10 protein-coding genes are annotated in these 13,943 nt (G+C 60.3%); 6 read left to right on the top strand and 4 right to left on the bottom strand.

All coding sequences use genetic code 11. The features are described 5' to 3' along the window. Positions 1–6: 6 nt before the first annotated feature. Both ACWUI2_RS14635 and ACWUI2_RS14630 read left to right on the top strand, forming a co-directional pair. The gene (locus ACWUI2_RS14635) at positions 7–900 is read left to right on the top strand and encodes an aminotransferase class IV (RefSeq protein WP_486983593.1); all 894 of its coding nucleotides are present in this window, start codon (positions 7–9) and stop codon (positions 898–900) included. Further along, positions 897–2,351 (top strand): MFS transporter, encoded by a 1,455-nt coding sequence (locus ACWUI2_RS14630; protein WP_486983592.1) that lies wholly within the window; start codon positions 897–899, stop codon positions 2,349–2,351. The genes ACWUI2_RS14635 and ACWUI2_RS14630 overlap by 4 nt, the downstream gene beginning before the upstream one ends. 30 nt (positions 2,352–2,381) lie before the next feature. Here ACWUI2_RS14630 and ACWUI2_RS14625 read toward each other — a convergent pair whose 3' ends face one another. Next, positions 2,382–3,287: an aminotransferase class IV gene (locus ACWUI2_RS14625; RefSeq protein ID WP_486983591.1), complete on the bottom strand. Its 906-nt coding sequence runs from the start codon at positions 3,285–3,287 to the stop codon at positions 2,382–2,384. Between the two features lie 252 nt (positions 3,288–3,539). On the opposite strand from ACWUI2_RS14625, the gene ACWUI2_RS14620 reads away from it, so the two are divergent. Together ACWUI2_RS14620 and ACWUI2_RS14615 are read left to right on the top strand one after the other, a co-directional pair. Further along, entirely contained in the window at positions 3,540–5,939 is a 2,400-nt protein-coding gene (locus ACWUI2_RS14620) for a PAS domain S-box protein (RefSeq protein ID WP_486983590.1), read from the top strand. 77 nt (positions 5,940–6,016) lie between these two features. Beyond that, positions 6,017–6,565, top strand: coding sequence for a DUF5069 domain-containing protein (locus ACWUI2_RS14615; protein WP_486983589.1), 549 nt, complete (start codon positions 6,017–6,019; stop codon positions 6,563–6,565). Positions 6,566–6,829: 264 nt separating this feature from the next. On the opposite strand, the gene ACWUI2_RS14610 is transcribed toward ACWUI2_RS14615, so the two are convergent. Further along, positions 6,830–8,491: a formylglycine-generating enzyme family protein gene (locus tag ACWUI2_RS14610; protein WP_486983588.1), complete on the bottom strand. Its 1,662-nt coding sequence runs from the start codon at positions 8,489–8,491 to the stop codon at positions 6,830–6,832. Positions 8,492–8,693: 202 nt separating this feature from the next. On the opposite strand from ACWUI2_RS14610, the gene ACWUI2_RS14605 reads away from it, so the two are divergent. Both ACWUI2_RS14605 and ACWUI2_RS14600 read left to right on the top strand, forming a co-directional pair. Then, positions 8,694–9,545, top strand: coding sequence for a prephenate dehydrogenase (locus ACWUI2_RS14605; protein ID WP_486983587.1), 852 nt, complete (start codon positions 8,694–8,696; stop codon positions 9,543–9,545). Positions 9,546–9,562: 17 nt separating this feature from the next. Then, positions 9,563–10,099 carry a dihydrofolate reductase family protein gene (locus tag ACWUI2_RS14600; protein WP_486983586.1) on the top strand — a complete coding sequence of 179 codons (537 nt, stop codon included), beginning with the start codon at positions 9,563–9,565 and terminating at the stop codon, positions 10,097–10,099. A 208-nt stretch (positions 10,100–10,307) separates the two neighbouring features. On the opposite strand, the gene ACWUI2_RS14595 is transcribed toward ACWUI2_RS14600, so the two are convergent. Both ACWUI2_RS14595 and ACWUI2_RS14590 read right to left on the bottom strand, forming a co-directional pair. Beyond that, on the bottom strand, positions 10,308–11,027 hold the full coding sequence (locus ACWUI2_RS14595; RefSeq protein ID WP_486983585.1) for a phosphoadenylyl-sulfate reductase: 720 nt from the start codon (positions 11,025–11,027) through the stop codon (positions 10,308–10,310). A gap of 95 nt (positions 11,028–11,122) precedes the next feature. After that, positions 11,123–13,828, bottom strand: coding sequence for a valine--tRNA ligase (locus ACWUI2_RS14590; RefSeq protein WP_486983584.1), 2,706 nt, complete (start codon positions 13,826–13,828; stop codon positions 11,123–11,125). Positions 13,829–13,943 lie beyond the last annotated feature (115 nt).

Genomic DNA, 13,943 nt, shown 5'->3' with positions numbered 1-13,943 from the left:
CTCAACATGGCACGGATCTATTGCCACGGACGCATCGTCTCCCCAGAGGAGGCCCGGATTTCACCGTTCGACCATGGTTTCCTTTATGGAGCGACCTTGTTCGAAACCTTCCGGACCTTCGGGGGCGAACCGTTTCTGCTGGAAGCCCATGTCACCCGTCTTCTCGCCGGTTGCGGCTGCTATGGCATCCGCCCCGGCCCCGAACTCCTGGTGTCCGGCGGTCCCCCGTTCGAAAGGTTACGTGCGGTTCTTCGCGATCTGCTTCGGGCCAACGGCTTCACCGACGCCATTTTCCGCCTGACCCTCTCGGCGGGGGAATCACCGGCCGGCCTTCCCGGGACCGAATTCGACCGCCCCGGCGAAATCGTTTTCGTCCGCCCGATCCCTCCGCCAACGAAACCCGCCGGGTCAATTTCGCTCCATATTCTGAATACACACCGCACCGAGCCGGAAGTCTTCCCCCGCCCGAAATCGGGCCATTACATGAACTCGATCGTCGGCCTGCGGGAATTACGTCACCGAAACGCCGCTCCAGGCGACGAAGGACTCTTTCTCACCCGGGACGGACGGTTCGCCGAGGGGGTGACGAGCAACCTCTTTCTGCTCTCGGAACGACGTCTGCGAACTCCCCCGCCGGAGACCGGCATTCTCCCCGGCATCACCCGAAACCATCTCCTCGCCCTCGCCCCGGGCCTCGGATTCGAGGTGGCGGAGGAAGAATTGGTTCCCGCCGATCTCACCTCCGACCGAACTGAAGCGGTTTTCATCACCAACTCCGTTCGCGGCCTCGTGCCCGTGAACCGAGTCTGCAACGCCCTCGGCCAACCGATCTGGCAAGGCGATTCCGCCGGCGACGCGAGGGTGCTGCACCTGATCCAAACGCTGGCTCATTTCCCGTGATCACCGGTTCCACGCCACCTCCCGCCGCACCTGCGAACGATCCTCCCGACTTGCTCCGGAGGAACCTGAATATTTGTACTTGGGAAGGGATCGCCGCCCTGCCCCTGGTCTTCCTTTCCCTTCCCGCGAACTTCATTATCGCCGCCCTTCTGACCAAACACTTCGCGTTGGGGGCTGGGTGGTTCGGACTGATCGTCTCGCTGCCGGCCTGGAGCAACGTGCTCCAACTCTCCTTGATCCCACTGCTCTCCAGGTGGATGGACGCCAAACGCCTGACCCTGACCGCCGCCTGGGCTCACCTCGGCTGCTGGCTGGTGTTCGCCCTGGCGCTGCCGTTTCTCCATTTCGAAAACCCGACCCTGGCCGGTCTGGTTTTCCTGATTTTCTTCGCGTTTTCCAGTGTGCTGGCCGCGATTGTCGGAGTCAGTTGGACCTCATGGATCCAGGAATGGATTCCGGGAAAACTCCGCGGAAAATACTTCGGCAACCGCAACCGTCTGATCACCCTCGGAACCATTGCGTTCCTGCTGGCCGTCGGGAAATCGCTCGGTTGGTTCGACGACTCGGTCCTCGGTTACCAACTCATTCTCCTCGGGGCGGTCGGCCTGCGGGGAATCTCGATCATCGGCCAGCACCGGATCCTCGCCTCCGGCAAAACCGTCCGCACCGTCGAACGTTTCCACTGGCGGGACTACCCGAGCATCCTCGGTCAATCTCGCTCCCTGCTAGTATTCATCATTTTCGGCGGCTTGTTCGGGTTCGCGACCAACCTGATCGGGCCGTTCTACATGATTTTCATCTACGAAATCCTCGAGATGTCGGCCACCGAGGTCAGTTGGCTGATCATCATCGCGAGTGCCGGGGGAGCGTTGTCGTTTCCCGGCTGGGGACGGCTTCTCGACAAATACGGCAACAAGCCGGTGATGATCCTCTGTCTCGCGACCTGGCAGACCCAAAACTACCTGTGGTGCATTCTCACCCCCGAAAACGCCTGGCTCCTTTATCCGATGTGGGCCTTCGGCGGCATCGTGTCGGCCGGCTACGTGCTCGGCTCGTTTAACCTGCTCTTGAAACTGATGCCGCCGCGGGCAAAAACCACCGGAATCAGCCTCTACCTGGCCTTCACGTCATTCCTCGGCGCGGTGGCCCCGATCCTGGGAGGACTCTTTTTCACCTGGACCGCGGCCGCCGGCTTCGATCCGTTGCGGACCTACCACGTCTCGTTCCTGATCCAACCGACGCTCTGCCTCGCCGGCTGCCTGATCCTCCTCAAGATCCACGAACCGGAATCGGCCAAAGTCCGCCAGGTCATCGGCGCCATGCGGTCGATGCGTCAGATCGGCGCTCTGGTCGGTCTTCCGTTCCTGGCGAACTACACCTTCCTGAAAACGAAACCCACGCCTCGACCGGCAGGGAAACGAGATCGCGACCTCCGGCAAAAGGAAGAGTGACTGGGCACTTCCGCCAATTGCTTTATTTCCCTAAAAGACCGCCAGATCCGGACGCCGTTCGCACCTCTCCTTCACATAAGTGTCGAAGATTTTTCTCAGCTTTTGGGTCACGGTTTTCTGACCGACCTTGTAATCGATTTTGTCGATTTTCCCCACCGGAACAATTCCCCGGGTAGTGGAAGAAAGGAAGCATTCGGTGAAGTCTCCCAACTGGGGGGAAAACACATTCTCTTCCCGCAGATCGAAGTCCCAGTTGCGGGCCGCCTCTGAAATCAAAATCCGACGGGTCACCCCTTCAAGCAGCCCCGCGCTCACCGGAGGAGTGAGGATCTCCTTCCCGCTGACAAAATAGATGTTCGAAAGGGACGCTTCCGTCACCGCTCCGTCGAGGTTCAACATCACCACATCGTCGGCCCCCCGGGCTTTGGCCTCCCGCAGACAAAGGATGTTATTAAGATAATTCCCGCTCTTCCAGGCCGGATTCAACGTCTTCGGGTGATTCCGGTAGAGACTCTTCGCCAGCGAGAGTTGGAGTCCCTTCCCTTCCGGCTTTTCCACCAAATACTGGACCAAAATCACGAACGAAGGCTTATCCGCCAGGGTCGTGTCGATCCCGATCGGACCCGCGCCACGACTGAGCTGGAAGCGGATATAAACATCCTTCTTCTTTTGAGTCTTTTCGAAAAAAGCCGAGACCGTCCGTCGAATTTCAGTCAACAACACCCCGTCGTCGAACGGCAGGTCCATTTGCAATGCCGTGGCCGACCGGTTCAAGCGTTCCCAATGCTCCTCGAAGGCGAACAGGACCCCGTTGTAGGTGCGCCATACTTCGTAAATGGCGTCTCCGTAAAGAAAGCCCCGGTTCAGAGGACTGATCGACGGTTCCGCGGCGTCGTGCAATCGCCCGTCCGTGTTTGCCTGGATGTAGTTAGTCAAAATAGCCGGATTAAAATGAATACCTCAGTCCAATCTAACAGACCGATTTTTTCACGCAAGATCAGAGCTACGTCCTTTAGCGACAAGCGCTCCGGGAGTTGCCTGATTATTAGCACACCTCCCCGGCCACTCCACGAATACGCATAAAACAAAAATCATCCCGCTATCCCCTCACATTTCCTTTACAAATCAGGGGCGTACTGGTAAAACCCGACAGACCATTCGAGGCAATCAAACACACCCTCCTATTAAGTGACCAAATCGTTAGCCCCAGCCAGTCAACCGAGTTTCCATAACCACGTCATTCTCCTCCTACCCGACGGGGACGAGTCGCTTTTTGTTTCCGAAACACTCGCCGCCGAATCGATTCCGTTTCACACCTGCCTCCGAATCAACGAATTGGCTGAGCTCGCCACCCACCATTCCTTCGGAGCCATTTTGCTTTCCGAAGAAGCCGTCAATACCGAAGCCGCCAACTTGCTGCGCGATCTCCTCCAATCCCAGGAGACCTGGTCCGATCTCCCGCTTCTCCTGATCGCCGGTCCCGACACGAAGCAGAAAAAGATCCCCGCCCTGGAAGGGCTGCGCAAGAACAGCAACATGGTCACCATCCGGCGGCCGGTCCAGGCTGCCACTCTGACCAGTTCCTTGCAAGTCGCCCTCCGCGCCCGCCAACGGCAATACCAGGTCCGCGAACTCCTCGCCCAACGCCACAGCGTCCTGGCCAGCATCAATGATTCCTTCGTGATGGTCGACCGGACTTGGAAATTCGTCTATTTAAACCAAAAGGCCGCCGACATGTACGGCCGGTCCCGGGAATCGCTGATCGGCCAAACCATCTGGGACGCGATTCCCGAACTCGACCGCGCCCCCTACCGCGGCCAGATCGAAGGGGCGTTCGAGAAGCAACAGGAAACGTTGACTGAATTCTACCACGTTCCTTCCCAACGCTGGTTTGAAAACCGGATCTATCCCTCCCGATCCGGCATCTCCATCTTCGCCTCCGACATCACCGAGCGCAAACAGGCCGAGGAAAACCTGCGATACCAACTCGGTATCACCCAGGCGATCACCGACAACGCCGCCGATTCCCTCTTCCTGCTCGATCCCGACGGCCGGGTCACCTTCATGAATCCGGCCGCCGAAAAAACCTTCGGCTGGAAAAAGGAGGAGCTGATCGGCAAGGTCCTGCACGACCACGTCCATTACCACAAAAGCCGGGTGGCCAAGATTGATTGCCCCCTCCACTCCGTCTTCACCTCCGGCCTCACCCTCCGCGACCTGGAGGACCAGTTCCACTGCAAAGACGGCTCCCGGCTTAATGTATCCTGCTCCAACGCCGCCATCATCATCGACGGCCAACCGACCGGATCCGTCCTCGTCGTCCACGACATCACCTACCACAAACTGGCCGAACAACAACTCAAGGCCCTCAATGAAAACCTCGAGTTGCGCGTCGCCGAACGCGCCGCTATCGCCGAGCAACGCGCCGCCCAACTCAGCGCCCTCGCCTCCGAACTCACTCAGACCGAACAACGCGAACGCCGCCGCCTCGCCCACAGTCTTCACGACAACCTCCAACAAATCCTCGTCGCCGCCAAACTTCAGGTCAGCATGATGCGCAACCGAGTCGCCGACGACGGACTTTGCAAGGACATGATCCACGTCGAGGAACTCCTCAACCGGTCCGTCGAAGAGTCGCGCACCCTCACCGTCGAACTCAGCCCGCCGATCCTCTACGACGCCGGCCTTGGCCGCGCGCTCGAATGGCTCGCCCGCCGGATGCAGGACGAACACGGCCTCCGGGTCCTCCTGAATGCCGACCCGGACGCCGAACCGGACGGGGACGATATCCGCGCCTTCCTCTTCCAAGCGGTCCGGGAAGCCTTGTTCAACATCGTCAAACACGCCGGCGTCGAAGAAGCCACCGTCTCCATCGGGCGCGGCGAAAAAGATTCCGTCGTCGTCCAAGTCAAAGACGAAGGGCTCGGGTTTGACCCCAAACCCTCCGACGACAAAAACTTTAGCGACGGCGGCTTCGGCCTCTTCAGCATCCGGGAACGACTTGAATACCTCGGTGGCCGGATGGTGATCACCAGCGCCCGCAACCGCGGAACCTGCGTCTCCCTCTACGTTCCCTTGCGGGAACCTTCCCAGGCGAACCCGGCCGACGTCTCCCAAACCACGGCCGAATTCGATTCCTCAAAAGGACAAACGCCCCCGGTCCGGAAAAAAAGCGCCAACGCGATCCGGGTTCTCCTGGCCGACGACCACAAAATGCTCCGCGACGGCCTCGCCGGACTGCTTCGCGACCAGCCCGACATCGACGTGGTCAGCGAAGCCTCCGACGGCCAGATGGCGATCAAACTCGCCCATGAGACCGACCCGCACGTCGTCATCATGGACGTCACCATGCCTCGCATGAACGGAGTCGAAGCCACCCGTCGCCTCACCTCCGAGCTCCCTCACATCAAAGTGATCGGCCTCTCGATGCACGAGAAAGAGGACATGGCCAACGCCATGCGGGAAGCCGGGGCCGTCAGTTACATAACCAAAGGAGCCCCCTCCGAACTTCTTACCGCCGCCATCCGCGATTGCATGAAGGATGCTCTACCCTCCCCTCCGGCCACCGGCGCCGCCACGGCGGTTTGACCCTCTCCCCTCGGAGAAGCGTTCTGGTCCCCCGAAAAAAACTGGAAAACCTCCTGTTCTACCGTAATTTGACCGGTATGGAACATTACGACTATCCGAAGACCTTGCGGGCCATCTGGGACAAATCCCTCGATTACTACGCCAAAGGCGGCCGGAACGTGAACATGTTTTTCGATGGCGTGCAGCTCGAATTTCTCCGCACCATCGGAGCGACTCCGAACGAGGTCTACGACTTCGTGGAAGATTTTTGCGAACACGGAGAGCCCGATTGGGAAACCTTTCTCCTGATCCAAGCGGTCCGTCGACAATATTTCATCAACGCCCAGGACCGGAAATTCTCCGAATCCACCATCGACATGGACAGCCTCCCGGAGAAGTCCGCCAAAGTCCGGGACATCGAATGGCTTCCCCGGGTGATCGCGAAAGCCTACGCGAAACTCCGGGGCGAAATGCCGACCACCCTGATGTTTTGCTGCGGCGGCGACCGGAATTTCTTCAAGACCCACGACATCCACCCCGCCGATTTCCTCCGAGCCGCCTGGGCCTTCGAAGACAACGAAGACGGCCTGATCGACTGGGTCATCTCCCAAAGCAGCCAGTTCAAAACCTCCGACACCATCGAATGAACCGGTGAAGGCAGGCATTCCCCGCCTGTCCCTCCTCTCAATTGCCGCGCGACGAAATCGGAGGGTCGACGCCGACACGCGGACGGCAGGATGCTCACTGTAGTCGGGTTGGCTCCGCCGCCCGACAGCAGCGGCTGAAACTGTTCTCCCTCTGTTCATGCGGACCTTTTTTTGAGTCCGACGCCGACACGCGGACGGCAGGATGCCATCCCTCTCAGTGGCGAAGAGGTTTTTATGGTATTCGTTCCCCCGGCGCGGTCCGGATCAACGCCGAACGGCCTCGCCCACCAGGTAGCGCAGTCCGATCGTCGGGGCGCGCTGTCCGGCATTGGTTACCCGAAACATCTCCTGCGGCGGAAACTCGTCGGCGAAACTGACTCCGGCGGTCCAAACCGAACCGTTTTCACCCGGTTCGCCCAACCAAACCCGCAGGTTGCCGATTAAATGGTAAAAACCATGCGCGTTGGGCGTCCCGGTGGTCACCGGATGACTCCGGCCCTCGCTGTTTGCGCTGTGCCAGCTGGCCAATCCATAAACTTCCGGACTCCACTCTCCCATCGCCGCCTCGAAGTGACGTTTCTCCGGCAACTCCACGGGCTTCGCCAGAATCCACGAGGCCCGGCGACAGAATTCCTGCGCCTGGCGCAACGTGACTGAATCGACCGGCAAGTCCTCGCCGACGTTGCGGCTCGGATTGGCGTTCATCACCAGACGATACAACCGTTGATTGACCGGATGGGCCGACATTCTCCAGCCCGCGTCTCCCGGAACCGGCAACAAACCTTCCCGCAATAATCCCTGAACCTCGGGCAATGCCCGGTCCGCCGCGGCCAGAAAGCCCAACTCCAAACGAAGATCGGCATCCGCATAACGGCTCCGCGGAAACCGTTCCGCCAAGGGGCCGACCAACGCCTGGGCCGCAGCCACTTTTTCCCGGACCTGGCCGAAATCCCCGGCCCGCACCGCTTCGCGCATCTCGCCAACCACCTGTTGAAGTTGCCGTCCCTGCGGAGCGCTCAACGCGGTTTGCCGGGCGACATCAAGTTCTTCCGACTTCTCGCGGGAGACGAACCGGCTCTGCGGATGTTCCCGGTTGATCTGGTTTTGCAACGCCATTGCCCGCTCGTATTCCTGAGCGGCCCGGGTCCATTCGCCCCGTTCTTCGAAGGATCGGCCGTTGGCTTCGAGCTTCTCCACCTCGCCGCTCATTTCCCCCACTCGCAACGAGTCGATTTTCTGCTGAAGCTCCCCCGCCCGGGCGGTGTCGAAATAAACGCTCCGGCGGGATGCTTCGTTGATCCGAATTTGCAACTGCCGGGCTTCGGTCAGATAAGTGCGGGCGTCGCTCCAACGGTTTTCGGCGATCGCCGCATCCGCTTGCGCTTCCAATTCGCGGCTTCGCTCGTGCCACGGCGCCGCCTCCATCGAAACGACCTCCTGTTGCAGGCGATTTTCCCGCATCGCATCCCGGTAACCGGTGCGGCCATACCGGCGGTTCACATCCCGCTGAAGCTCGAACGCTTCCTGGATCGCCTTCACCGCCTCGGTCAATTCCCCTCTCTCCACCGCTTCTCGCGCCCGTTGCTCGGCAGCCAGGCTGGTTTCGTGCAGTTCTTTCGCCAAAAAACTCGCCAACCGGATTTCCAATTCATCCTGGCGACGACGGTCCGCCGAAGTGGCGCTCGGATTCAGATTATGCTCCCGCTGCAGATCGATCGCCCGGCGCAACAGGTCGAGTTCTTCGCCGGTCGGGTCCCGGTAATTGGCGACGGCATCGAACTGGCGGACCAGCTCCCGGCTCTGCTCAACCAACTCCCGGGTGTCGGTATCGCTCGCCCGGATCGGTCCGGCGTCGGCCGGCCCAGGCCCCCAGGTCGCCCCGAGGTAAAAGACCCAAACGATCAGGGAGATCCCCAGAATACCCATTGCAATGCGCCCCAGCGTCCGAAGGGGCCTCTTGCGGCGAACGATTTTAAAGTGTCCCATGCAAATTTGTGATTGAGGCGAAGCGGATATTGCCAACCTTAGTTAAGCGCGCCCGCCTGCGGCCGCGATTGCCAACGTTAAGACCATGCGATCCTCTTCGTTTTAGTCCAGAACAGTTTATCGTTATCAAAGTTTTCCTCTTGTGCAGCAACAAATAACCATCCTCGCCCCGGGCCTGTTGGGAGCCTCCGTCGCCCTCGCCATCCATCAACGGGGTTTGGCGTCCCGCATCGCCGTCTGGGCCCGCCGCCCCGAAACCCGTCTCGAATTGGAAGCGAAGGAATGGTGCCACTCCGTCCACGCCACCCCGGAAGAGGCTTGCCGGGAGGCCTCCCTGGTAATCATCTGCTCTCCCGTCCACGCGATCGTGCCGTTGGTTCGCGACATCGCCCCAGTCCTCACCCCGGGCACGATCGTGACCGACGTCGGGAGTGTGAAAAGCGAAATTTGCCGTTGGAGCCATGACCTGATGCCGACAGGCCGTTTCTTCGTAGGTTCCCACCCAATGGCCGGTTCCGAAAAAACCGGCATGGACCACGCCACCCCCGATCTGTTCGAAAACCGGCCCTGTTTCGTCACACCCCTGATGGAAAAAACCGACCCGGCGCCCGTGGAAAAGGTGGTCGCTTTCTGGGACGCCCTCGGGGCTCAGGTCAGCACCATCGACCCCGACAAACACGATGAGATCGTCGCCCACATCAGCCATTTGCCCCACGTTTTGGCCTCGGTGTTGTGCAGTTTCCTTCAAACCAAGGATCCCCAATGGCGCAACTTCGCCGGCAACGGCCTCCGCGACACCACCCGCATCGCGGGCGGCAGTCCGACCCTCTGGCGGGAAATCCTCGAACAAAACCAACACGAAGTGGTCCGCTCGATCCGGAAGTTCCAGGACGAACTGGAAGCCTTCCAGGCGGCCTTGAGCAACCAACAGTTCTTCGAGGTGGCCAATTACCTCGAACGGGGAAAAGCCTACCGCGATCGCCTTCGGCCCTGAAAAATGATTGAAAAACGATGAGCGGGATCCAAATCACCCTGATGGCGGCCATCTCCCTCGATGGTTTCATCACCCGTCACGACACGCCCGGAAGCGGGTTCACCTCCCCGGAGGACAAGCGCTTCTTCCACGACAGCGTGCTCGGCTTCGACTCGGTCATCTTCGGATCGGCCAATTACCGGCAGTCCGCCCCATGGATTCGGTCACATTTGCGTAAGGACCAACTGAAAGTGGTGCTCACCCGCGATCCCGGGCGTTTCGCGGACGACGCTATTCCCGGTGAATTAGAATTCACCTCCGCCAGACCGGAGGAAATCGCACGCGACCTCGCCGCCCGGGGTTACCGAAACGCCTGCCTTCTCGGCGGAGGCCAAATATACGGACTCTTCCTCGCGGCCGGAGCCGTCGACGAACTATGGCTGACAATCGAGCCGCTGCTCTTCGGCGAAGGCATCAAACTCGCCGAAACCCGCCTCGATTTCCGCGGGGAGTTGATCGGCATGGAGAAACTCGCCCCCTCGACCCTTCTCCTGAAATACCGCCCAAAGCCGTAGTCGGGGAACTCTAATAAAGTGGCGGGGCCGTCCCGGCTCCGTGCACGAAGCTCCGGGTAGCATCCCCGGCTTTCGCCGGATGTGGGAGCGGCGCGCTTCAGCCCCGCTTCAGCCGCCGTCGTTGGACGGACGGAGTTTGCGGACGATTCCCGTGGCCGACGGTCTTCGGCTAAAGCACGAAGCTCCAGCCAAGACCCCCAAGAACGTCTTAAATCTGGAAATCGATCCGGCCGGAAAGCTCGTGAAGGCCGCATTCCCGTTTCAGGCCGTTGAACCGGGTTTCTTCGGCGGTCATTCCGGCGCCAAGCTTGCTGGAGCTATGCCAGTCGCCGACCGATACATACCCTTGGTCCCAGAGCGGATGGTAAGGGAGACCGTGCTTTTGCAGGTATTGGTAGATGTCGCGGTCGGTCCAATCGATGATCGGGTGGATCTTCGTGACTCTGTTTTGTCGTTGCACCACTTGAAGACTCTGGCGGCTCTGCGCTTGGTTGCGCCGCAAACCGGCCAACCAACCCGTCGCCCCGAGTTCCTGGATAGCCCGGTTCATCGGTTCGACCTTGTTGATGAAATTGTATTTCTCCAGCCCTTCGAGCCCTTGCTCCCACAGTTTCCCGTGAAGCGCCTCCTGTTCGGCGGCGGTCATCGTCGCGTGATACTTTTTGATGTTCAGATCGAGGCGCTGACGCAGCTCTTCGGCGAACCGGTAGGTCTCGGGGAAGAGGTAACCGGTGTCGATGAAAACCACCGGAACGCCGGGCACGACGGAATTGACCAAATGCAACATCACCGCCGCCTGCACCCCGAAACTCGAACTCAAGACCAGCTTGTCGCCGAACTGCTCCGCCGCCCAACGAACCCGCTCCTCGGCGGAGGCGGTCTCCAGCTGCTCGTTCTCCGAAAGAATTTCCGCCACTTCAGTGCCCATACACTCCTAAAGAAGACCCGCGAACCGGATTCGTCAACTTAAATAAAGTATCTAAGGCTATGAACTCAAGATACCGCCCGTGCGTGACCCAGATTTCACAATCCCGCGAGCAACCGCTTCACTTCGTCGCGTTTATCGCGGAGGGCGTCCAATTGACGCCGAGCCCCGGCGACCACGTTTTCCGGGGCTTTGCTGATGAACGACTCGTTGTTCAAGCGCCCTTCGGTCCCGGCGATCTGTTTGTTCAATTGCTCCAATTCCTTTTGCAACCGGTTCTTCTCGGCTTCGACGTCGACCGAACTGGCCAGGTCGAGATACAACGTGCCGAGCGGCGTCACCACCGCCGGAGCCGTGCCTTCGGCTTCCCGGAACTCGATCTCCTTCGCCCCGGCGAGGCGTTTGATTTTGTCGGCGCTCTCCCGGACGATTTTCTCCTGATCGGCGTTCGCCGCCAGGAAGAAGGTGGTGTCCCGCTTGCTGGCGAGATTGTATTCCGCCTTCAAGGCCCGGGCCTGGGTGACCAGTTCCTTCAGCAAACCGACTTCCCGGGCCGCTTCGGTCCGCACTTCCACGCCGCGGGCGGCGAGGGCGGCCTGCAATTCGGCGGCGTTTTCAAGGCGTTGGTTTTGAATGAACTCCCCTTCCCGTCCGTAGCCGATCGAATGCCAGAGTTCCTCGGTGATGAACGGCGCGTAGGGATGCAGCATCAACAAAACCTGCCGGATCACCAGGTCCTGGAGGGCGAGGCAGGTGCCTTTCGCTTCTTCGTCCTGGAGCTTCGCCTTGGAAACCTCGACGTACCAGTCGCAGAGGTCGCTCCAGAAGTAGGAGAAAATCCGCTGGGCGGCGGTGTTGAACTCGAAGGCGTCGAGCGCCTGGTCGACGTCGCGGGTGAGGTCGATCAGGCCTTGCAGGATCGCGTGGTCGTCGTTGTCGAGCTTGGCCGGATCGAGGCGGGTGACGATCGTGGCGAGGTCGCTGTTGTCGCCGGTCTCGCCCGACATCTGACGGAACCGGCAGGCGTTCCAGAGTTTGTTGCAGAAATTGCGGCCGGTCTCGACCCGGTCTTCGCTGAAACGGATGTCCTGACCTTGGGGGGCGATCAACACCACTCCGAGGCGGAGGCCGTCGGCGCCGTATTTGGCGATCAGGTCGAGCGGATCGGGGGAGTTGCCGAGCGATTTCGACATTTTCCGGCCCTGGATGTCGCGGATGATCCCGGTGAAATAAACGTCGGTGAACGGTATCCGTTTTTCCACCGGCTCCCCGGGACGCATGAATTCGAGTCCGGCCATGATCATCCGGGCAACCCAGAAGAAAATGATGTCCGGCCCGGTGACCAGGCTGGAGGTCGGATAAAAGAAATCGAGTCCCTGCTCGCGCTGGCGCTCTTCGTCGGGCCAGCCCATGGTGGCGAACGGCCAAAGCCAGGAGGAGGCCCAGGTGTCGAGGACGTCCTCTTCCTGTTCCCAATTCTCGGCGTCGGCGGGCGGTTCGAGGTCGACGTGCCAGTTTTCCGGAGCGGAACGGTCGGCCCCTTTCCGATACCAGACTGGAATGCGGTGCCCCCACCAGAGCTGGCGGCTGATGCACCAGTCCTGGATGTTTTCCAGCCAATGGAGATAGGTTTTCGCCCAACGTTGCGGGTGGAACCGGATCACGCCGTCGCGGACCACCTGTTTCGCCTCCTCGACCGCCGGGTATTTGAGGAACCATTGCTCCGACAACCGCGGTTCGATCGGCACATCGGCGCGCTCGCTGAATCCGACGTTGTTCTCATACGGCTCTTCGGCGACCATCAGACCGAGTTCCTTGAGCTTTTCGGCCGCCTTTTTGCGGGCCTTGAACCGGTCCATTCCGGCGAAATCGGGTCCGGCCAGATCGTTGAGAGTGCCGTCCGGATGGAACACGTCGACGATCTCCAAGCCGTGGCGTTGGCCGATCTCGAAGTCGTTCCGGTCGTGGGCCGGGGTCACTTTGAGAACACCGGTGCCGAATTCGCGGTCGATGTAGGAATCGGCGATGATCGGAATCTCCTTCCGGGGGAAGGGGCGCCAGGCGTGTTTGCCGATCAGGTGTTTGTAACGCTCGTCCTCCGGGTGGACCGCGACGGCGGTGTCGCCCATCAAGGTCTCCGGACGGGTGGTCGAAATTTCCAAGAACTCCCCCGGATGCTCCACGATTTCGTAGCGCATTTTGTAGAGGAGGCCGTTCTGGGGCTTCATGATCACCTCCTCGTCGGAAAGGGCGGTGAGACTGGCGGGGCACCAGTTGACCATCCGTTTGCCCCGGTAAACGTAGCCGCGGCGAAAGAGTTCGACGAAGGCGTGCTGGACCGCCCGACTGTATTCCGGATCGAGGGTGAAGACCTCGCGCTCCCAATCGCAGGAGGCGCCAAGCTTCTTCAATTGCTCGATGATGATCCCGCCGTGCTTCTCCTTCCACTCCCACACCTTTTCGAGAAACTTTTCCCGGCCGAGGTCGCGGCGGGTTTTCTTCTCGCTCTGACGGAGCTCCCGCTCGACCCGGGTCTGGGTGGCGATGCCGGCGTGGTCGGTGCCCGGTTGCCAGAGCACCGCCTTCCCCTGCTGGCGGGCGCGCCGGATCAGGATGTCCTGCAAGGTGTTGTTGAGGACGTGGCCCATAGTGAGGACCCCGGTGACGTTCGGCGGCGGGATCACGATGGAATACGGCTCCTTCTTCGGGTCCGGCCGGCCCGAAAAACAACCGGCCCCGGTCCAGGCGGCATACCATTTCGTTTCGACGTCTTGCGGTTCGTAAGCTTTGGCGATGGTCGACATGTGAAAAGGAAAACGAATAAGCCGACTGGCATCCGGCGCAAAGGGAAAATTGATTTCTTTTCGATCGATTCGGTGGATTGGCCCGGAATTCGCTGGAAAGTTCCCCATGACCGCC

The organism is Verruconatronum alginivorum, from assembly GCF_056590205.1.
The sequence above is the reverse complement of the archived record's forward strand: the minus strand, read 5'-3'. Positions and strand labels throughout refer to the sequence as shown.

Bases quoted from the DNA above. Each gene is read 5' to 3' on its own strand.
- ACWUI2_RS14615 (WP_486983589.1), top strand. From the start codon at position 6,017: ATGGAACATTACGACTATCCGAAGACCTTGCGGGCCATCTGGGACAAA.
- ACWUI2_RS14595 (WP_486983585.1), bottom strand. From the start codon at position 11,027: ATGGGCACTGAAGTGGCGGAAATTCTTTCGGAGAACGAGCAGCTGGAG.
- ACWUI2_RS14635 (WP_486983593.1), top strand. From the start codon at position 7: ATGGCACGGATCTATTGCCACGGACGCATCGTCTCCCCAGAGGAGGCC.
- ACWUI2_RS14590 (WP_486983584.1), bottom strand. From the start codon at position 13,828: ATGTCGACCATCGCCAAAGCTTACGAACCGCAAGACGTCGAAACGAAA.
- ACWUI2_RS14610 (WP_486983588.1), bottom strand. From the start codon at position 8,491: ATGGGTATTCTGGGGATCTCCCTGATCGTTTGGGTCTTTTACCTCGGG.
- ACWUI2_RS14600 (WP_486983586.1), top strand. From the start codon at position 9,563: ATGAGCGGGATCCAAATCACCCTGATGGCGGCCATCTCCCTCGATGGT.